This is a genomic window from Streptomyces sp. NPDC001903 (assembly GCF_042891345.1).
In the GTDB taxonomy this organism is placed as follows: domain Bacteria; phylum Actinomycetota; class Actinomycetes; order Streptomycetales; family Streptomycetaceae; genus Streptomyces.
On the sequence record NZ_JBIASZ010000013.1, the window covers coordinates 173,174 to 191,687 of the forward strand.

At 73.1% G+C, this 18,514-nt stretch carries 18 protein-coding genes and 1 pseudogene; 10 read left to right on the plus strand and 9 right to left on the minus strand.

The annotated features are described in order from the left end of the window. Positions 1 to 85: 85 nt before the first annotated feature. Both ACFYZS_RS27010 and ACFYZS_RS27015 read right to left on the minus strand, forming a co-directional pair. On the minus strand, positions 86 to 1,609 hold the full coding sequence (locus ACFYZS_RS27010) for an aldehyde dehydrogenase family protein (protein WP_389017659.1): 1,524 nt from the start codon (positions 1,607 to 1,609) through the stop codon (positions 86 to 88). 55 nt (positions 1,610 to 1,664) lie between these two features. Beyond that, on the minus strand, positions 1,665 to 2,990 hold the full coding sequence (locus tag ACFYZS_RS27015; protein ID WP_389017662.1) for a GAF domain-containing protein: 1,326 nt from the start codon (positions 2,988 to 2,990) through the stop codon (positions 1,665 to 1,667). A 215-nt stretch (positions 2,991 to 3,205) separates the two neighbouring features. Here ACFYZS_RS27015 and ACFYZS_RS27020 point away from each other — a divergent pair, with 215 nt between their 5' ends. Then, positions 3,206 to 3,388 carry a hypothetical protein gene (locus tag ACFYZS_RS27020; RefSeq protein WP_030158088.1) on the plus strand — a complete coding sequence of 61 codons (183 nt, stop codon included), beginning with the start codon at positions 3,206 to 3,208 and terminating at the stop codon, positions 3,386 to 3,388. A 55-nt stretch (positions 3,389 to 3,443) separates the two neighbouring features. Here ACFYZS_RS27020 and ACFYZS_RS27025 read toward each other — a convergent pair whose 3' ends face one another. Both ACFYZS_RS27025 and ACFYZS_RS27030 read right to left on the minus strand, forming a co-directional pair. Next, the gene (locus ACFYZS_RS27025) at positions 3,444 to 3,899 is read right to left on the minus strand and encodes an SAM-dependent methyltransferase (RefSeq protein WP_389017911.1); all 456 of its coding nucleotides are present in this window, start codon (positions 3,897 to 3,899) and stop codon (positions 3,444 to 3,446) included. Between the two features lie 43 nt (positions 3,900 to 3,942). Continuing rightward, a complete protein-coding gene (locus ACFYZS_RS27030; protein WP_389017665.1) occupies positions 3,943 to 4,737 on the minus strand; it encodes a hypothetical protein in 795 nt (264 codons plus the stop codon). 135 nt (positions 4,738 to 4,872) lie between these two features. On the opposite strand from ACFYZS_RS27030, the gene ACFYZS_RS27035 reads away from it, so the two are divergent. After that, complete coding sequence (locus ACFYZS_RS27035) at positions 4,873 to 5,787, plus strand: oxygenase MpaB family protein (RefSeq protein WP_389017668.1); 915 nt, start codon at positions 4,873 to 4,875, stop codon at positions 5,785 to 5,787. Positions 5,788 to 5,861: 74 nt separating this feature from the next. Here ACFYZS_RS27035 and ACFYZS_RS27040 read toward each other — a convergent pair whose 3' ends face one another. Then, positions 5,862 to 6,461, minus strand: a complete 600-nt coding sequence (locus ACFYZS_RS27040; protein ID WP_389017670.1) for a class I SAM-dependent methyltransferase — start codon at positions 6,459 to 6,461, stop codon at positions 5,862 to 5,864. A 158-nt stretch (positions 6,462 to 6,619) separates the two neighbouring features. Between ACFYZS_RS27040 and ACFYZS_RS27045 the strand changes: the two genes are divergently transcribed. From ACFYZS_RS27045 to ACFYZS_RS27065, 5 genes are read left to right on the plus strand one after another with little or no spacing between them, the layout of a single operon-like run. Further along, the gene (locus ACFYZS_RS27045) at positions 6,620 to 7,441 is read left to right on the plus strand and encodes an MHYT domain-containing protein (protein ID WP_389017673.1); all 822 of its coding nucleotides are present in this window, start codon (positions 6,620 to 6,622) and stop codon (positions 7,439 to 7,441) included. A gap of 58 nt (positions 7,442 to 7,499) precedes the next feature. Continuing rightward, positions 7,500 to 10,148, plus strand: a complete 2,649-nt coding sequence (locus ACFYZS_RS27050; protein ID WP_389017676.1) for a nitrate- and nitrite sensing domain-containing protein — start codon at positions 7,500 to 7,502, stop codon at positions 10,146 to 10,148. After that, on the plus strand, positions 10,148 to 10,591 hold the full coding sequence (locus ACFYZS_RS27055) for a roadblock/LC7 domain-containing protein (protein WP_099894014.1): 444 nt from the start codon (positions 10,148 to 10,150) through the stop codon (positions 10,589 to 10,591). The genes ACFYZS_RS27050 and ACFYZS_RS27055 overlap by 1 nt, the downstream gene beginning before the upstream one ends. Before the next feature lie 17 nt (positions 10,592 to 10,608). Next, positions 10,609 to 10,989 (plus strand): DUF742 domain-containing protein, encoded by a 381-nt coding sequence (locus ACFYZS_RS27060; RefSeq protein WP_389017680.1) that lies wholly within the window; start codon positions 10,609 to 10,611, stop codon positions 10,987 to 10,989. Further along, positions 10,989 to 11,636 carry an ATP/GTP-binding protein gene (locus ACFYZS_RS27065; RefSeq protein ID WP_389017683.1) on the plus strand — a complete coding sequence of 216 codons (648 nt, stop codon included), beginning with the start codon at positions 10,989 to 10,991 and terminating at the stop codon, positions 11,634 to 11,636. Before ACFYZS_RS27060 ends, ACFYZS_RS27065 begins: the two co-directional genes overlap by 1 nt. 36 nt (positions 11,637 to 11,672) lie before the next feature. Here ACFYZS_RS27065 and ACFYZS_RS27070 read toward each other — a convergent pair whose 3' ends face one another. Continuing rightward, positions 11,673 to 12,101 carry a PPOX class F420-dependent oxidoreductase gene (locus tag ACFYZS_RS27070; RefSeq protein ID WP_389017686.1) on the minus strand — a complete coding sequence of 143 codons (429 nt, stop codon included), beginning with the start codon at positions 12,099 to 12,101 and terminating at the stop codon, positions 11,673 to 11,675. A 107-nt stretch (positions 12,102 to 12,208) separates the two neighbouring features. On the opposite strand from ACFYZS_RS27070, the gene ACFYZS_RS27075 reads away from it, so the two are divergent. Next, positions 12,209 to 12,607 (plus strand): roadblock/LC7 domain-containing protein, encoded by a 399-nt coding sequence (locus ACFYZS_RS27075; RefSeq protein WP_030158066.1) that lies wholly within the window; start codon positions 12,209 to 12,211, stop codon positions 12,605 to 12,607. Between the two features lie 112 nt (positions 12,608 to 12,719). Further along, complete coding sequence (locus ACFYZS_RS27080; protein WP_389017689.1) at positions 12,720 to 13,580, plus strand: DUF6397 family protein; 861 nt, start codon at positions 12,720 to 12,722, stop codon at positions 13,578 to 13,580. Here ACFYZS_RS27080 and ACFYZS_RS27085 read toward each other — a convergent pair. The 3 genes and pseudogenes from ACFYZS_RS27085 to ACFYZS_RS27095 form a co-directional block, all read right to left on the minus strand. Next, complete coding sequence (locus tag ACFYZS_RS27085) at positions 13,544 to 13,945, minus strand: YchJ family protein (RefSeq protein WP_030860500.1); 402 nt, start codon at positions 13,943 to 13,945, stop codon at positions 13,544 to 13,546. The two genes, ACFYZS_RS27080 and ACFYZS_RS27085, sit on opposite strands and share 37 nt — an antisense overlap. Before the next feature lie 50 nt (positions 13,946 to 13,995). Further along, entirely contained in the window at positions 13,996 to 14,898 is a 903-nt protein-coding gene (locus tag ACFYZS_RS27090) for an acyl-CoA thioesterase II (RefSeq protein WP_134068242.1), read from the minus strand. Positions 14,899 to 14,977: 79 nt separating this feature from the next. Further along, positions 14,978 to 17,561 (minus strand): annotated as a pseudogene (locus ACFYZS_RS27095) (DEAD/DEAH box helicase). 84 nt (positions 17,562 to 17,645) lie between these two features. On the opposite strand from ACFYZS_RS27095, the gene ACFYZS_RS27100 reads away from it, so the two are divergent. Continuing rightward, the gene (locus ACFYZS_RS27100; RefSeq protein WP_389017692.1) at positions 17,646 to 18,437 is read left to right on the plus strand and encodes a metal-dependent hydrolase; all 792 of its coding nucleotides are present in this window, start codon (positions 17,646 to 17,648) and stop codon (positions 18,435 to 18,437) included. Positions 18,438 to 18,514: the final 77 nt, after the last annotated feature.

Sequence of the window (18,514 nt, forward strand, 5' to 3'; positions counted from 1 at the left end):
GTGCAGTGGTCTCACACCGGTCGGTGTCTGATCGCAAGAGAGCTCCCGGAGAGCAATCTGCATTCCAGGAGCTCGACTTCGGGCTCTAGAAGAATCCGAGCTTCTTGGGGGAGTAGCTGACCAAAACGTTCTTCGTCTGCTGGTAGTGCTCCAGCATCATCTTGTGGGTCTCGCGGCCGATGCCCGACTGCTTGTAGCCGCCGAAGGCGGCGTGGGCCGGGTAGGCGTGGTAGCAGTTCGTCCAGACGCGGCCCGCCTGGATCGCCCGGCCCGCGCGGTACGCGGTGTTGATGTCGCGGGTCCAGACGCCCGCGCCCAGCCCGTACGCCGTGTCGTTGGCGATGCGGACCGCGTCGTCGAAGTCCTGGAAGGAGGTCACGGACACGACCGGGCCGAAGATCTCCTCCTGGAAGATCCGCATCCGATTGTCCCCCTCGAAGATGGTCGGCTGGACGTAGAAGCCCCCCGCCAGCTCGCCGCCCAAGTCCTGCCTCAGGCCGCCCGTCAGGATCTTCGCTCCCTCCTTCTGGCCGATCTCCACGTACGAGAGGACCTTGCGCAACTGCTCCTCGGAGGCCTGCGCGCCGATCATCGTGTCCGTGTCCAACGGGTGTCCCGGCACGATCAGTTCGGTACGGGCCACGGCCGCGTCGAGGAAGTCCCCGTACCGGCCCCGCTCGATCAGCGCGCGCGACGGACTCGTGCACACCTCGCCCTGGTTCAGGGCGAACATGGTGAACCCCTCCAGCGCCTTGTCGCGCAGGTCGTCGTCGGTGGTCCAGATGTCGTCGAAGAAGAGGTTGGGGCTCTTGCCGCCGAGTTCGAGGGTGACCGGCTTCAGGTGCTCCGCCGCGTACTGCATGATCAGCCGCCCGGTGGAGGTCTCCCCGGTGAACGCGATCTTCGCCACCCGCGGGCTGGACGCCAGCGGCTTGCCCGCCTCCTCGCCGAAGCCGTTGACGATGTTGACCACCCCCGGCGGCAGCAGGTCCGCCACCAGGCTCAGCCAGTAGTGCACCGAGGCCGGGGTCTGCTCGGCCGGCTTCAGCACCACCGTGTTCCCCGCAGCGAGCGCGGGGGCCAGCTTCCACACCGCCATCAGGATCGGGAAGTTCCACGGGATGATCTGCCCGATCACACCCAGCGGCTCGTGGAAGTGGTAGGCGACGGTGTCCTCGTCGAGCTGGCTCAGCGTCCCCTCCTGGGCGCGCAGCGCACCCGCGAAATAGCGGAACTGGTCGATGGCCAGCGGCATGTCGGCGGCCAGGGTCTCGCGGACCGGCTTGCCGTTCTCCCAGGTCTCCGCGACCGCCAGGGCCTCCAGGTTCTGTTCCATCCGGTCCGCGATGCGCAGCAGGATCGTGGACCGCTCGGCGGCCGGGGTGCGGCCCCAGGCGGCCGCGGCCGCGTGCGCCGCGTCGAGCGCCCGCTCCACGTCCTCGGCCGTGCCGCGCGCGACCTCGGTGAAGGTCTGGCCGTTGACGGGGGAGGGATTGGCGAAGTAGGCGCCGCGGGCGGGCTCGACGTACTCACCGCCGATGAAGTGGCCGTAGCGGGGCGCGTACGACATGAGCGCGCCTTCGGTACCGGGCGCAGCGTAACGGGCCATGGTGTCCTCCCCTTGCCGGGCGCCGGCCGCCGTCGGACAGCGCTCGGGGAGGAGGCTAGGAGCGGGCAGGTTGCGGATACGTTGCGCGGCGCGAGGGCGCGGTCCCCTCCGCGCGTACGGGGGCGGGTCCGGCGCCGAGCTCCTCGTCGAGCCTCCGTACGCGGGCCAGCGCGGCCGGGCGACCCTCCGGCGGCAGCGCTTCGGCCAGCGCCCGCCACGCCGCCGCGTCCTCCGCGCCCCACGGGGTACACACCCAGTCGGCCAGCAGTCCCGCGTCCGCCCGGGCGATCAGCGCGGCCCGCGCCTGGTCCTCGATCCGGCGCCGCAGCCGGACGATGCCCGGGGCGCTCGATCCGGGGAGCAGCGGGCCCGCGTAGTGGTGGAGGGCCGCCGAGACGGCGCCGGCCGCCAGGTGGCGGGTCACCACGGTGAAGTCCGCCTCCAGCGGCGCCGCCGTGCGGTACGGGCGCGAGAGCGGGGCGCGGTCCCCCAACAGCCCGCGAAGGCGTGACATCTCGGCGCGCAGGGTCACCGGTGACACCGACTCGTCCTCATAGAGCGCGATCGCCAGCTCCTCGCCCGACAGGCCCGCCGGGTGGTGCGCGAGGAGCGCCATGATCTCGCTGTGCCGCCTGCCCAGGCGGACCGTGGCACCGCCGCCGGCCAGCAGCGCCTCGTCCCGGCCGAGGGCGCCGAGGGTGTCCCCGCCGGCCGGCGGGACCGGGTCCAGCAGCGCCAGCTGGGCCTCCGCGGCCCGGGCCACCGCCCGGACGAAGGCGAGGGAGTGCGGATGGGCCAGCCCGTCCCCGCCGGTGATGTCCACGGCGCCGAGCAGCCGCCCGGTGCGGGGGTCGCGCACCGGGGCCGCCGCGCAGGTCCACGGGTGGACGCGGCGGCTGAAGTGCTCGGCCCCGAAGACCTGGACCGGCTCGCCGACGGCGACCGCCGTGCCGGGTGCGTTGGTGCCCATCGCCGTCTCCGCCCACCGCGCGCCCGGCACGAAGCCGAGCCCCTCCGCCCGTCGCAGGGTGGCCGACTCGCCCTCCACCCAGAGCAGGCTGCCCCGCGCGTCGCACACCGCCAGCAGATGGGCCCCGTGCGCCGCGAACGCCCCGACGAGGTCCCGGAACACCGGCATCACCCGCGCCAGGGGGTGCTGCGCACGGTACGAGCGCAGTTCCGCCTCCGCCAGCTCCACCCGGGGCGCGCACTCCGGGCTGACCCGGGCCCGGGCGCACCGCCGCCAGGACTTCGCGATCACCGCCCGGACCGGAGCCTCGACCCGTCCGTCCCGCGTGAAGGCGGTGTGCGCCCGGCGCAGTACGCGCGTGCGCTCGGCGGGATCGGCCCCGCCCGGCAATGCCACCGACGGATCGTCCATTCACCCTCCCGTGGGTGCCGCGGTACCCGGAGCGCCCCCCATCGTCGTGCCGGCACCGGATCCCGACAAGCGCAGCGTCGGCCACGGCTCAGCCGAATCGCCGCCAAGGGGTGCCGCCCCGGTCGCGTTCGGTGACGGCCCGCGGGGCCGGGAACGGGTGGCCGCGGCGGCGCGTTGTGGGGGTAGTGGACGACGACAGGTGGAGGTGTCCGCAGATGTCCAAGCGCGGCAAGGTCGCGGTTGCCGGAGTCGCGGCAGCCATCGTGTTGTTCTGGACGGTCGGGTTCTGGGCAGGGCTGCTGGTCCTGATCGGTGTGCCGGCGGCCGCCTACCTGCTGCTGGACTCCTCCCAGCGGCGTCGTCTGCGGGGAATATCCAGGAAGCAGCTCGGCCGCTGAGCGGGCGGCGCCGGCCCGGCCCCGGGCCCGCGCCCGGGCCGGAGGGCGGCGCGGCTCAGTAGTAGTCGCGCATCAGGGTCGTGGCCCAGCCGGGCTGGCGAAGTTCGCCGCGCGGGCCGAACTCGGCCATGTACGGCTTCAGGTCCAGGACCGGGGTGCCGTCCACCGCGTCCAGGCCCTCCACGTGTACGTCCAGGCCGTCCACCTTCAGGATCCGGCAGCGGGAGACGCCCAGCCGGTTCGGCCTGTTCTTCCCGCGCTGGGCGAAGATGCCGACCAGCGGCCAGTCCGGGTTGCCCCGGGGATGCCGCGCGCCCGTCTCGATCTTCGCCACCGGGACCCGGTCGAAGTGGTAGACGACCTCCAGGTGGGAGAAGTCCGCCAGCCCGTACAGGGCTTCCGGGCCGAACCGCTCCGGGTCCAGGCGGATCACGGCCGTCTCCCGCCCCCAGTCGTCGTCGACCGCCTCGGCGCGGCCGCCCACCACCACGGCCACCGGCTCCGATTCCACCAGCACAGCGTCTCCCTCGGTTCAGGTTCGGGTCGGGCCCGCTTCAGGCCGGGCGTACGGCGACGCGGTCCAGGGCCGCGAGCAGCTCCGGCAGTTTCGGCAGGCCGAGATCAGGATCCCCGTCGCGGGGGACCGCGAGGACCTCGCTCGGCTCCTCGTCCAGCAGTACGAAGGCCGCGTCGCCGGTCCGCGCCACCAGTGACCAGCCGGGGCCGTCCACCCGCAGCGTCCGCACGCCCTCCCCCGCGAACGAGGACCGGACCCGGCCGGGCGGCGGCGGGCTCTGCGTGTACTCCAGGGCCTCCTGGAGCGCCCGCGCGAGCCCGGGGTGCGCCGCCGCGGCCGCGCCGCCGTCCGTCGCGACCCGCTCGCGCCACCCCGTCCACTCCCGGGCGATCTGGTCCGCGCCCATCCGCCGCTGCACCGGCCCCCAGACCTCGGCGGAGGGCGGCGCCAGCGGCACCCGCCCCGTGCCGTCTGCGCCCTGTTCCGGGTCGTGCGGCTCCGGGATGCCCGGCGCCGCCACCGACAGGGCCAGCGGCCATCCCGCCAGCGAGACCACGATCGAGCGCTCGTCGGGCGAGAGGTCGTACTCCATGCCGCAGTCCCAGGAGGCGATCGCCATGGCCACGAGGGAGACGTCGTCCACGACGACGGTCCAGCGCGCGCCCTCCTCGTCCTGGCCGAGCACCAGCCCGTATCCCTGCGGCGCCGGCTTCACACCCAGGAGCGAGCACGCCTCCGGGAAATCGTCGCCCAGGATGCTCGGAAACTGCGCGGGGGTCAGCAGTACGGCGGTCAGCACATAGAGCGAACCGCCCCCCTCCTCGTCGGTCACGTGGCCTCCCGGTCGCTCTCTCGTCGGCGCACCCTAACCAGCGGGTAACCCCCGCGTCGAGAGCCTGCGGCCGTCGATTTCCAAGCCCGCCACCTGCACGTAGAGTTGGCCACCCGCCACAGAAAGGGACACCCGGTGCAGCGTTACGACCGGCTGAGGGAGATCCTCCGTCTCGACCCCGACAAGGACTTCCTCGCCATCTACCGGCTCACCGCCACCTACGAGTTCCCCTGGGACTTCACCCGCGCCCTGGAACTCGCGCTCTTCCGCACGTACGCGGTCCCCGGCATCGGCCGCCTGCTCGCCGAAACCGCCGAATTCACCGAACGTCCGCAGAAGCGCTACGACGACACCTCGCTGCTCCTCGACGCCGTCGTGGAGCACGGCTTCGAGAGCGAGACCGCGCGCACCGCGATCCGCCGCGTCAACCAGATGCACCGCGCCTACGACATCAGCAACGAGGACATGCGCTATGTCCTGTGCACTTTCGTGGTGATTCCGGCGCGCTGGCTGGACGCCTACGGCTGGCGCCCGCTGACCCACCACGAGCGCCGCGCCAGCGCGAACTACTACGCCGAGCTCGGCCGGCACATGGGCATCACGGACATCCCGGACTCCTTCGAGGAGTTCGAGGAGACCCTGAACTCCTACGAGGACGCCCACTTCGGCTGGGACGAGGGCGGTCGCACGGTCGCCGACGCGACCATCGGTCTGATGGCCTCCTGGTACCCGGCGGCGCTCACCCCCGCCGTGCGCGCGCTCAGCCTCTCCCTCCTCGACGAGCCGCTGCTGGCCGCCTTCCGCTACGAGAGCCCCCGCCCGCAGGTCAAGCGGCTGTTCCGGGGCGCCCTCAAGCTGCGCGGGCGGGCGGTCCGGCTGCTGCCGCCGCGCAAGGCCCCGCACTACGCCCGGCAGAACCCGGAGATCAAGGGCTACCCCCACGGCTATGACGTGGGCGAGCTCGGCACGTTCCCGGTGCCCGGCTCAGGGGGGTGCCCCGTACCCCATCCCCGCCGGCCGGCCGGGGCCGAGGCTCAGCCTCCGATGTGATCCGGGGCGCCTCCGGGCATGCCGGGCCGGTGCCGACGTACTCGGTGCACTCGATGTCCTTCGGGAGGGGCCCTTCAGGGGCGGCGCAGCGCGAGCGCCAGGAAGCGGGCGTCCTCGTCGGCGTACGAGGTCATGTCCCAGCCCGAACCGGCCAGCAGCGGGCCCAGGTTGTGCTCCGCCCGCATGTCGTCCGGCGTCAGCTCGCGGCCCTGGCGCGCCGCCAGGGCCGCCCGCCCGATCGGGTGGAACAGGGCGAGCCGGCCGCCGGGGCGGACGACGCGGGCGAGCTCGCGCAGGTTCGCCCCGGGGTCGGGCAGGTGCGCGACGAGCCCGGCGGCGAACACGGCGTCGAGCGCCCCGTCGCGCAGCGGCAGCCGGGCCACGTCCGCCAGCAGCAGCGTGCCTTCGGCGTCCCGACCGGCCCGCCGCGCGGCGGCGAGCATCTGCGGGGTGAGGTCCGCCCCGAGCACCGTGCCGGCCGGGCCGACGGCGGCGCGCAGTGCCGTCAGTGCGCGACCGGTCCCGCAGCCCGCGTCGAGGACGCGGTCCCCGGGGCGCAGGCCGAATTCGGCCACGGCCGCTTCGAACGCGGGTCCGTCCGCCGGGAACTTGCGGTCCCAGTCGGCGGCGCGCGCCCCGAAGAACTCCTGCACGTGCGTGTGGTCTTCGCTCATGTGGACATGATCCCCCATGGGGCTCCGCGCGGTGCGTGTGCAAGCTGGCACGCGGCGTGATCGAAGATGAACGTAGCTCTGTCATATTCCAGCAGTTCCAGCTGCTTTCGGAATGCGCCCCTTGTTCGCGCCCTCACCCGGACTAGCGTCCCGGGGCCATGGGACACCTCGACCACGCGGCCTACGGCTGGCTGACACCCGTACTGTCATATGTGATGGCATCCATCGGCGCCGCCCTCGGGCTGCGCTGCACCGTCCGCGCGCTCGCCGCGACCACCGGATCCTCCCGCCGCAACTGGCTCCTGACCGCGGCCTCCGCCATCGGCACCGGAATCTGGACGATGCACTTCGTCGCGATGCTCGGCTTCAACGTCACCGGCACCGAGATCCACTACAACGTGCCGCTGACCATCCTCAGCCTCCTCGTCGCCGTGCTCGTCGTCGGCGCCGGAGTGTTCGCCGTCGGCTACGGCCGGGCCCGCGGCCGCGCCCTGGTCCTCGGGGGGCTCACCACCGGCCTCGGCGTCGCCAGCATGCACTACCTCGGCATGGCCGCCCTGCGCCTGCACGGCAGCATCTCGTACGACCCGCTCACGGTCGGGCTCTCGGTCGCCATCGCCGTCGTCGCCGCCACCGCCGCGCTGTGGGCCGCGCTCAACATCAAAGCGCCGGCGGCCGTGGCCGTCGCCTCGCTCGTCATGGGCGCCGCCGTCAGCAGCATGCACTACACCGGGATGCTGGCGGTCGCCGTCCGCGTCGTCCCCTCGGACCAGGCCCTGCCCGGCGCCACCGCGATGCAGTTCATCTTCCCGCTCGCCGTCGGACTCGGCTCGTACCTGTTCATCACCTCCGCGTTCGTCGCGCTCTCCCCGACGGCCGACGAGCGCGCCGCCTCGGCATCGGCCTCCCGGCACCTGGGCGGGCAGGCTCCGGCGCCCGGTTCGGCGGCCTACGCGGTGCCGCCCGCGCCGACCCGCTGAGCTCCCGAGCCGACCCGCCCCGACCGCCCCGCTGGACCGCACCCGGAACGAGGAGCCCATGCGCACCCCCCGAAGACGACCGGAAGTGGCTGCCTCGCAGGTGCCCGCGCCCCCGGCGCGCGGCCGCCGGGCCCACGCCGGCCCGCCCGCCGAGGAGCCGGCGGCGCCGGACGGCGGGTGGACGGACGGACGCGGTCCGGTGCCGGCGGCCGCGGCCGCCCCCGACGGCGGAGGGTCCCGCCGGCCCACGCTGCGCCCCGCCTCCGTCCGTGCGAAGATCGTGTCGCTCCTGATGGTCCCGGTCGTCTCCCTCCTCGCCCTCTGGGGCTTCGCGACCGTCAGCACCGCCCAGGACATCGCCCGGCTCACCCGCGCCCAGCGGGTCGACGAGCAGATACGCACCCCCGTCGCGGCGGCCGTCACCGAGCTCCAGGCCGAACGGCGCGCCGCCGTCCGCTACCTGGCCGATCCCGGCTCCGACCAGGGCGCCGCGCTCGAACAGCAGACGCGGCGCACCGACGCGGCCGTCCGGCGGCTCCGTCTCGGCGACCGGCACACCGTCGCCGAGTCCGGAGAGCACCGCTCCGACGTCGTGGTCCGCGTCGGCGCCTTCGTGGCCGCGGCGGAGGGGCTCGGCGCCACCCGCAAGGAGGTCACGGACCGGCGGGCGACCCAGGACGCGGCGTACGAGACGTACACGCGCGTCGTCGACAGCGCCCTCGCCGTCGACGGCTCCCTCACCGGCGGCGTGGAGGCCGAATTGGGGCCCGACGCCAGGGTCCTGCTGGAATTCGCCCGCGCCGGGGAACTCCTCGCCCGCGAGGACGCGCTGATCGCCGCGCCCGGCCCGCGCACCGCCGAAACGCTTCGGCGCCTCACCGGCGTCATCGAGACCCGCCGCGCCCTCACCGCGGCCAGCGCCGACGACCTGCCCGCCGCCCAGCAGGCCGCCTGGCAGTCCGTCGCGAAGAGCGCCGCCTACGCCGAACTGACCGCCGCCGAGGACCGGATGCTCACGGCCGGGGCGGCCACGGGACCACCCACCGGGTCACCCAAGGACACGGCCAAGGACACGGCCACCGGATCGCCCAAGGACGCGGCCACCGTGCAGGCGCAGGCCAAGGACGCGGCCCGCGGCGCGCCCGCCGGCTGGGACGCCGCGTTCACGAGCGTCAGCACCTCGATGCGCGAGATCGGGGCCGCCGCCCACGCCGGAGCCGTCGACCGCACCGACCCCCTCGCCCAGGGCGGTCTCAGCCCCGCCGGAGCCGCCGTACTGCTGGGCCTCGCCGCGGTCGCCGCCTCCCTCGTGATCTCCGTGCGCATCGGCCGCGCCCTCGTCGTGGAACTCGTCTCGCTGCGCAACACCGCCCTGGAGATCGCCCACCGCAAGCTCCCGCACGCCATGGACCGGCTCCGGGCCGGTCAGGACATCGACGTCGAGGCCGAGACCCCGCCCCCGCCGCCCGCCGACGACGAGATCACCCAGGTCGGCGAGGCACTCGCCACCGTCCACCGGGCGGCCCTGAGCGCCGCCGTCGAGCGCGCCGAGCTCGCCAGCGGCGTGAGCGGGGTCTTCGTCAACCTCGCCCGCCGCAGCCAGGTCCTGGTGCACAAGCAGCTCACCCTGCTCGACTCGATGGAGCGGCGCGCGGACGACCCCGGCGAACTCGGCGACCTCTTCCGCCTCGACCACCTCACGACGCGGATGCGCCGGCACGCCGAGAGCCTGATCATCCTGTCCGGGGCCGCTCCCGGGCGGGCCTGGCGGATGCCGGTCCCGCTGACCAACGTGGTACGGGCCGCCGTCTCCGAGATCGAGGACTACCCGCGCGTCGAGGTCCGCCAACTGGCGGAGGCCGCCGTGATCGGCGGCGCCGTCGCCGACCTCACGCACCTGCTCGCCGAACTCATCGAGAACGCCACCCAGTTCTCCCCGCCCCACACCAAGGTCCGCGTCAGCGGCGAGCCCGTCGGCGCCGGCTACGTCCTGGAGGTCGAGGACCGCGGGCTCGGCATGGGCCGCGATTCCCTCCACGAGGCCAACCGGCGCATCGAGCAGTCCGAGGCCCTCGACCTCTTCGACAGCGACCGGCTCGGGCTCTTCGTGGTCAGCCGGCTCTCGGCCCGGCACGGTGTGCGGGTGCACCTGCGCACCTCGCCGTACGGGGGCACGACCGCGGTGGTGCTCCTGCCGAACTCCCTCCTCCAGGGTGCGATCGAGACCGGCCCGGCGCCGGCGCCGGCCCCGGAGGCGCAGTTCGGGGCCCCGGCGGAACCGCGGCGGCAGGCGCCGCCGCCGCCCGCGATGACCGTCGTACGGGAGGACGCGCACCGCTCGGCGGTACGGGAGGAACCCCGCGGCATCCCGGCGCCGGAGCGGGGTCCCGTACGGGAGGAGGAGCCGCACCCGGCGCCGGTGGCCTCCCTGCGGCCGAGGGGCCCCGGGGGCGCGGCGGTCACCGAACTGCCGCGCCGCGTGCGCCAGGCCAGTCTGGTCCCGCAGCTGCGCGAGGCCCCCGCCGCGAAGGACCCGGCGGCCGGGGCGCGCCTGCCCGAGGACCCGCCGGGGCGCAGCCCGGAGCAGGCACGGGACCGGATGGCGTCCTACCGGGCCGGCTGGGTCCGCGGTGCCCAGGAGAGCGGCGTCCAAGACACGGGCGCCCGGGAGACCGGCGCCCACGCAGGCAGCGAAGGAGAAGCGTGATGATCGAGCACCAGAGATTCAACCCCGACGGAATCCGCAGGTCCGGCGAACTGGACTGGCTGCTGGACGATCTGGTGGTCCGGGTCCGCGAGGTCCGGCACGCCGTGGTCCTGTCCAACGACGGCCTGGCGGTGGGCGCGTCCAGCGCGCTCAGCCGGGAGGACGCGGAGCACCTGGCCGCCGTCGCCTCCGGCTTCCACAGTCTCGCGAAGGGCGCGGGCCGGCACTTCCACGCCGGGGGCGTGCGCCAGACGATGGTGGAGATGGACGAGGGATTCCTCTTCGTCGCGGCCGCCGGGGACGGGTCCTGCCTGGCCGTGCTGAGCGCGGCGAGCGCCGACATCGGGCTGATCGCCTACGAGATGGCCCGGCTCGTGAAGCGGGTCGGGGAACACCTCTACACCCCCTCCCGGTTCGCGGCCCGGCCGCCGGCCGCGGGCTGAGAGCGGCGGTCCGGTACATGAACGGCCAGTGGTACGACGCCGACGCGGGCCCGCTCGTCCGTCCGTACGCCATGACGGGCGGGCGTACGAAGCCGGGACCCCACGGCGTCCGGTTCGACCTGATCGCGCTGGTCGTCGTGGACGGCGAAGGCGGGGACGCGGCGGCCGAGTCGCTGCTCGGCCCCGAACACCGGGCGCTGCTGGGGCTCTGCCGGTCCGTGACCCAGTCGGTGGCGGAGCTCGCCGCGGACGCGGACCTGCCGGTGGGCGTGGTGCGGGTGCTGCTCGGGGACCTGCTGGAGGGCGGGCACGTCAAGGTGAGCCGGCCGGTGCCGCCCGCGCATCTGCCGGACGAGCGGATTCTGCGTGAAGTCATCGAGGGATTGCGAGCGCTGTGATGGGACAAGACCACGACGGAACCGGCGCGGCGGACGCGGATCCGCAGGACGACGGGGAACTGGCCGCGCTGGCGCTGAAGATACTCGTGGCGGGCGGGTTCGGGGTCGGCAAGACGACGCTGGTCGGTGCGGTCAGCGAGATCCGGCCGCTGCGGACGGAGGAACTGCTCAGCGAGGCGGGCGAGCTGGTCGACGACACGGGCGGGGTCGCCCAGAAGACGACCACGACCGTGGCCATGGACTTCGGACGGATCACCATCCGGTCCGGACTCTCGCTCTACCTCTTCGGGACGCCGGGGCAGGACCGGTTCTGGTTCCTGTGGGACGAGCTGTCGCAGGGCGCCCTCGGCGCGGTCGTGCTCGCGGACACGCGCCGGCTGGAGGACTGCTTCCCGGCGGTGGACTACTTCGAGCACCGGCGCATCCCGTTCGTGGTGGCCGTCAACTGCTTCACGGACGCGCGGAGGTACGGGGCGCACGAGGTGGCGCGGGCCCTGGACCTGGAGTCGGGGACTCCGGTGGTGCTGTGTGATGCGCGGGACAAGGACTCGGGGAAGGAAGTGCTGATCAGGCTGGTCGAGTATGCCGGGCGGGTGCACACCGCCCGGCTGCTGGACTCGGTGGAGCCGCAGGCCGATTCCGTGTGAGGGCCGGGCTGCGGCCGGGGAGGGGCGGTGCGCGCGTCAATGGGTGATGCCGTCGACGGAGATCACCTTGTCGACGGGGACGCGGACGAGGAGTTCGCCGGGGACGGCGTTGCGGCGGCCGAAGGCCTCGGCGCGCTCCTCGCCCATGTAGCGGGCGGCGATCCGCGTCGCCCAGGGGAGCATCTCCTGCACGTCCTCGCCGATTTCGGCGCGTCCCTGGAGGACGACGTAGGAGTAGGGCGGACGGTCGTCGTCCACGCAGAGCGCGACGCGGCCGTCGCGCAGCAGGTTGCGCCCCTTCACCGTGTCCTTGCCGGTGTTGAAGACGAAGGCGTCGCCGTCGAGAACGAACCAGACGGGTGCGACGTGCGGGCTGCCGTCCTCGCGGACGGTGGACAGCTTGCCGGTGCGGGTCCCGTACGAGACGAATGCCCGCCATTCCTCTTGAGTCATCTTCTTCGCCATGGGGACATCCTCCTTGCCCGAAAGGCGCTGGTGGGGAAGGCTGGCGGCACTTACTACCAGGGGTGGGGCGCGGCCGTGCCGGCGGCGTCGACGGGGAGGGGCTCGAAATGGCACTGGACAAGCAACTCGACTGGCTGCTCGATGACCTGACGCGCAGGGTCCAGCAGGTCAGGCATGCCGTGGTCCTCTCCAACGACGGGCTGGTGACGGGCGCGAGCGCGGGGCTGGCCCGGGAGGACGCGGAGCATCTGGCGGCGGTGGCGGCGGGATTGCAGAGTCTGGCGAAGGGTTCGGGCCGGCATTTCCGGGCGGGCGAGGTACGGCAGACGATGGTGGAGTACGACGACGGCGCGCTGTTCGTCATGGCCGCGGGCGCGGGGAGTTCGCTGTGCGTGCTGAGCGCGGCCGAGGCCGACATCGGCCAGGTCGCGTATGAGATGACGCTGCTGGTCAACCGGGTGGGCGAGCACTTGGGAGTGGCGGAACGGCGGATCACCGGGGGCTGAGGGCTTCCGGTCGCCGGGATTTCCCGGAGTTGTCCACAGGCCTCGCGGGCCGTCGTCGCGCTGAGTTACGGTCTTCACACAGAGTAATCGTCTCGTGTGGGGGAGGACCGTCATGGAGGTCGCGACGCAGGTCTTGTCGGATGTGCGGGGGCCGGCCCTGCCGGTGGTGCGGACTGCCGGTCCCTCGGTGGTACGGGCGGAGCCGCTGCCGGATGCTGCGGTGGGAGGTGCCCGGGCGGCCGGGGAACTGCGCCTGACCCGGACCGAGTTCGCCCGGGCCGTGCAGCTGGGCATCGTACGGGCCGGGCCGCCGGCGCCGGGTGGGGGCGCGCGGTACACCCGGGCCGAGCTGGAGCGGGTCCGTTCCGCCGAGGGCTTCCCGGACGCGCTGCGGGAGCGGGTCGAGACCGTGGCCGGAGCCGAGGCCGCCGGTGCGGTACTGGGCACCAGCCCGGGCCGGTTCACCCGGCTCGCCCGCTGCGGGCACATCACCCCGGTCGGCTACCGGATCAACCGCTACCGGGTGGTGGTGTGGCTCTATCTGGCCGCGGAGCTGAGGGAGTTCGCCGACCGGGAGGCGGGGATGCTGCGCGGCGGCGCGCCCCCGGGCGACCGGGAGCTGCTGGCCGCCAAGGCGGATCTGCGGCCGCGCAAGTGGCGTGGGCGGCATGTGGGGTTGCTGCTGAGACGAACCGCCGATCCCTGGGAGCGGGCCGCGGTGCTGGCCTCCGTCCTCCCGGAGGAGGAGCTGCGGGAGGCGGTGCCCGATCCGGCGGAGCGGCTCGTCCTGTCCGCGCTCGCCCCGCCCCCGCCGTACGGGCACCCGCAGATCCCGGCCGCGGCGGCCGTGGCGCTCCGGCTGCTGCGGGCGCAGCCGCCGGACGAGGTCCACTGGTACCGCACCAGCCTGGACTTCGCCCTGACCGGGGCCCGCGGTCAGTCGAAGTCGACGGGGGAGAGCGGGCCGACGTAGACCCAGGCCCCGGCCTCCCGGGCGAAGGCGCTGTGCTCGTGCAGGGAACCGGCGTGCCGGCCCTCGCGGTAGTGCGCCCGGAACTCCACCGACCCCTCCGTCTCGAACATCCCGCCGCGCTCGGTGGCGAGGATCTCCAGACGCTCCCAGCGCTGGCCGGGGTCCAGGTCGAGCCGGCCGGGCCGGGTGCTCGGGTGCCAGGAGCGCAGCAGGTAGGCGGTGTCGCCGACGGCGAACGCGCTGAACCGGGAGCGCATCAGCAGCTCGGCGGTGGGCGCCTGCTGCGCACCGGAGTGGAAGCGGCCGCAGCACTCCGGGTAGGCGGCGGGCAGCCCGCAGGGGCAGGGGAGGGCCGGGGTGGGCATGGGTGCGCTCAGCTCTTCGTGGACGGGACGGACTGCCGGAAGGGGGTGGGCTACTGGGGTGACACGGGCGGCTTGGCCGCGTTCTCGGCGTAGGGGCGGAAGAGGCCCTCCTGGACCACCGAGACCAGCAGCCTGCCCTCCAGGTCGTAGATGCGGCCGCGGGCGAGACCCCGGCCGCCGTGCGCGATGGGCGATTCCTGGTCGTACAGGAACCACTCGTCCGCGCGGAAGGGCCGGTGGAACCACATGGCGTGGTCCAGCGAGGCCATGTCGAAACCGCGCATGCCCCACAGGGGCTCCACGGGGATGCGCACGGCGTCGAGGAGGGTCATGTCACTGGCGTAGGTGAGGGCGCAGGTGTGCACCAGCGGGTCGTCGCCCAGCGGGCCGACCGCGCGCATCCACACCGCGCTGCGCGGATCGGCGTCCTTGAGCTCCTCGGGAGTCCAGCGCAGCCGGTCCGTGTACCGGATGTCGAACGGCTGGCGGCGGGCCATCCGCTCCAGCGCCTCGGGCAGCGCGCCCAAGTGCTCGCGGATCTCGTCCGCGACCTTCGGGAGCGTCTCCGGGTGGGGGAAGTCGAGTCGGGGAGGCAGCTGGTGCTCGATGCTGCCCTCCTCCGGATGATGGAAGGAGGCGGTGAGATTGAAGATCGTCTTGCCCTGCTGGACCGCGGTGACGCGCCGTGTGGTGAAGGACCGCCCGTCGCGCACCCGCTCCACCTGGTACACGATCGGCACCCCGGGGATGCCGGGGCGCAGGAAGTACGCGTGCAGCGAGTGGACCGGGCGGTCGCTCTCGGTGGTACGGCCGGCGGCCACCAGGGCCTGGCCGGCGACCTGCCCGCCGAAGACCCGCTGGAGGGATTCCTGCGGGCTGGCGCCGCGGAAGATGTTGACCTCGATCTGCTCCAGGTCGAGCAGATCGACGAGTCTCTCGGCGGGATTCGTCATCAGAGGTTCTCCACTGTCGGGTCCGGAGCCGCCGGCGGGGCCGGCTGCTCGGGCGGGTCGGGTCGCGTGCGCGGGTCGGTCAGAGCGCGCCGAGCTCACCGACCGAGGTCAGCCGGATGATCGCACGGCCTTCCTCGTCGGAGGCAGCGAGGTCGACCTCGGCGCTGATGCCCCAGCCATGGTCCCCGTTGGGGTCCGCGAAGGTCTGGCGGACGCGCCACAGGCCGTGCGCCGGGTCCTCCTCGATCTGGAGCAGCTTCGGGCCGCGGGCGTCGGGGCCGGTGCCGAGGTCGTCGTACTCGTCCCAGTACGCGTCCATGGCCTCGCCCCAGGCGTCTGCGTCCCAGCCGGCCTCGGCGTCCAGCTCGCCCAGCTGGTCGACGTGGTCCAGGGCGGCGAGCTCCACGCGGCGGAACATGGCGTTGCGCACGAGGACGCGGAAGGCGCGGGCGTTCGCCGTGACCGGCTTCACCTGGTCGGCCTTCTCCTGGGCCTGCTCCGCCGTCTCCACCTCCGGGTTCGCCAGCTGCTCCCACTCGTCGAGCAGGCTGGAGTCGACCTGGCGGACGAGCTCGCCCAGCCAGGCGATGAGGTCCTGCAGGTCCTCGGACTTGAGGTCGTCGGGGATGGTGTGGTCCAGCGCCTTGAACGCGCTCGCCAGGTAGCGCAGCACGATGCCCTCGGTGCGGGCGAGTTCGTAGAAGGAGGTGAACTCGGTGAAGGTCATCGCGCGCTCGTACATGTCGCGGATGATCGACTTCGGCGAGACCGGGTGGTCGCGGACCCACGGATGGCTCTTGCTGTACACGTCGTAGGCGTGGAAGAGGAGCTCTTCGAGCGGCTTGGGATAGGTGACGTCCTGGAGGCGCTCCATCCGCTCCTCGTACTCGATCCCGTCGGCCTTCATCGCGCCCACGGCGATGCCGCGCTCCTTGTTCTGCTGGGCGGCCAGGATCTGGCGCGGGTCGTCCAGCGTGGACTCGACCACGGAGACCATGTCCAGCGCGTAGGAGGGGGAGTCCGGGTCCAGCAGCTCGAAGGAGGCGAGCGCGAACGTGGACAGCGGCTGGTTGAGCGCGAAGTCCTGCTGGAGGTCGACGGTGAGCCGGATGGTGCGGCCCTCCGCGTCCGGGGTGTCGAGCTTCTCGACCACGCCGCCGTCCAGCAGCGAGCGGTAGATCGCGATGGCCCGGCGGATGTGCCGCAGCTGCGCCTTGCGCGGCTCGTGGTTGTCCTCCAGGAGGTGGCGCATCGCCTGGAAGGCATCCCCAGGACGGGCGATGACCGACAGCAGCATGATGTTGGTGACCTTGAACCGGGAGGTGAGCGGCTCCGGGTCGGCGGCGATGAGCTTCTCGAAGGTGGTGTCCGACCAGGCGACGAAGCCCTCGGGGGCCTTCTTGCGCACCACCTTGCGGCGCTTCTTCGGGTCGTCGCCGGCCTTCGCGAGGGCCTTCTCGTTCTCGATGACGTGCTCGGGCGCCTGGGCGACCACGTAACCGGCCGTGTCGAAGCCGGCCCGGCCGGCGCGGCCGGCGATCTGGTGGAACTCGCGGGCGCGCAGCGTGCGGACCCGGTTGCCGTCGTACTTGGTGAGCGCGGTGAACAGCACCGTGCGGATGGGGACGTTGACGCCGACACCGAGGGTGTCGGTACCGCAGATCACCTTCAGCAGACCGGCCTGGGCCAGCTTCTCGACCAGGCGCCGGTACTTGGGCAGCATGCCGGCGTGGTGGACGCCGATGCCGTGCCGGACGTAGCGGGAGAGGTTCTGGCCGAACTTGGTGGTGAAGCGGAAGTTGCCGATCAGATCGGCGATCTTGTCCTTCTCCTCGCGGGTGCACATGTTGATGCTCATCAGCGACTGCGCCCGCTCCACCGCCTGGGCCTGCGTGAAGTGCACGATGTACACCGGGGCCTGCCGGGTCTCCAGCAGCTCGGTGATGGTGTCGGTGATCGGCGTCGTGACGTACTCGTACGACAGCGGCACGGGCCGGGTCGCGGAGCGGACCACCGAGGTCGGCCGGCCGGTGCGCCGGGTCAGGTCCTCCTCGAACCGCTTCACGTCGCCGAGCGTCGCCGACATCAGGACGAACTGCGCCTGCGGGAGCTCCAGCAGCGGGATCTGCCAGGCCCAGCCGCGGTCCGGCTCCGCATAGAAGTGGAACTCGTCCATGACGACCTGGCCGATGTCGGCGTACTTGCCGTCACGCAGGGCGATGGAGGCCAGCACCTCGGCGGTGCAGCAGATCACCGGGGCGTCCGCGTTCACGGAGGCGTCGCCGGTCAGCATGCCGACGTTCTCGGTGCCGAAGAGCTTGCACAGGTCGAAGAACTTCTCCGACACCAGCGCCTTGATCGGTGCGGTGTAGAAGGTCACCTTGTCCTGGGCGAGGGCGGTGAAGTGCGCGCCCGCCGCGACGAGGCTCTTGCCGGAGCCGGTCGGCGTGGACAAGATCACGTTCGCCCCGGAGACGACCTCGATCAGCGCCTCCTCCTGAGCCGGGTACAGGGTGATGCCCTGATCCTCCGCCCACGAGGAGAAAGCCTCGAAGAGGGCGTCGGGGTCGGCGTTCGGCGGGAGCTGATCAATGAGGGTCACACCCCCCATCTTGCCTGGCTTCACGCCGGAAGAGGGAACCGGCGGACGGATCGAAGATCACCGCCGGTACGCTGTGCCGTTGACCGGGCCCGAACGAAACCGTCAACAGGGCCCGACCACCACACGACTGGGGCGGGGAACGACCATGATGGGTCCGGCGCACTCACTGTCCGGGGCGGCAGCCTGGCTGGGGGTGGGAGCGGCGGCCGCGGCCGCCGGGCACCCGATGCCCTGGCCGGTCCTCGTCGTCGGAGCGCTCATCTGCGCCGGCGCCGCGCTCGCCCCGGACCTGGACCACAAGTCGGCGACGATCTCGCGCGCCTTCGGCCCGCTCTCCCGGGGCCTGTGCGAGGTCGTCGACAAGATCTCCTACGCGGTCTACAAGGCCACCCGCGCTCCCAAGGACGCCCGCCGGACCGGGGGCCACCGCACCCTGACGCACACCTGGCTGTGGGCCGTCCTGATCGGCGCCGGCTCCTCCGCGCTGGCGGCCACGACCGACCGCTGGGGCGTGCTGGTCCTGCTCTTCGTCCACCTGGTCCTTGCCGTCGAGGGCCTGCTGTGGCGGGCTGCCCGGATGTCCAGCGACGTCCTCGTCTGGCTGCTGGGCGCGACCAGCGCCTGGATCCTGGCCGGCGTCCTCGACCAGCCCGGGAACGGCGCCGGATGGCTCTTCACCGACCCCGGCCAGGAATACCTCTGGCTCGGCCTGCCGATCCTGCTCGGCGCCCTGGTCCACGACATCGGAGACGCCCTGACCGTCTCCGGCTGCCCCATCCTGTGGCCCCTCCCCATCGCCGGGAAGCGCTGGTACCCCCTCGGCCCGCCCAAGGGGATGCGCTTCCGGGCCGGCAGCTGGGTGGAGCTCAAGGTGCTGATGCCCGTGTTCATGCTGCTCGGCGGGATAGGCGGAGCCTCCGCCCTCGGCTTCATCTAGGCCGCGCCCTGCGGATCAGGCAGGGCCGCCCAGCAGGGCCGAGGCCCCGGTCCCCCGCACACCGGCGGGGGACCGGG